A 628-nucleotide genomic window follows, 5' to 3' on the forward strand; every position below is an offset into this window, starting at 1 on the left:
CGCCAACGCCTGCCGCCGCAGTCGCGGCTGCCACCCACATTTTTCCTGCCTTGTACAATTTCTTTCTCATTCTAAAGTCCAACTCTCCTAAATAAATTTAACATGTCTTGAAGTGAAGCAAACATATTTATTATATGACGTTTCATGTAAAAATTCTATATTTTCATTTAATAAAACTGTAATACTTTATTTTTTATAAGACAAAAAGGCTAAAACGACATGTCGTTTTAGCCTTCTTTAATACCTTTATTAGCTATTAACGCACAAAGTAAGTGCCATCATTACCGAAGTAATAGTTCTTACCATCAATGCTTTGGTTTCCTTGTACTGCTCGACCATCGGCATCTGTCCAATATGTCAGACCCCATGCTTGACGCCATCCTTGATTTTGACGAACACCATCAACGAACCAGTAGTACGTTCCCATGTAGTAACGGAAGCCAGTATACAATTGACCGTCTTCATACCAACGATAGCCACCGTTTGCTGGTGAACCATCCCAGATGTAGCCTTCCTTTGGTGTCAAGCTACCATCCGCATTGGCATAGTAAATAGTACCATTGTCGTTTACTTCTTGGTTTGTCCGCATAAAGAAGGTGCCGTCATTACCGAAGTAGTAAAGCTTACC

Annotated in this window: 1 protein-coding gene and 1 pseudogene; both read right to left on the reverse strand. The window is 40.3% G+C overall.

From position 1 onward, the window contains the following. The coding region (locus AOQ32_RS09205; protein ID WP_199504908.1) for a KxYKxGKxW signal peptide domain-containing protein at window positions 1-70 on the reverse strand (70 nt) is incomplete at its 3' end. Between the two features lie 186 nt (window positions 71-256). After that, window positions 257-628 (reverse strand): annotated as a pseudogene (locus tag AOQ32_RS08450) (GH25 family lysozyme); the annotation flags it as partial.

Origin of the sequence: Fructobacillus tropaeoli (assembly GCF_001047135.2) — a bacterium.
In the GTDB taxonomy this organism is placed as follows: domain Bacteria; phylum Bacillota; class Bacilli; order Lactobacillales; family Lactobacillaceae; genus Fructobacillus; species Fructobacillus tropaeoli.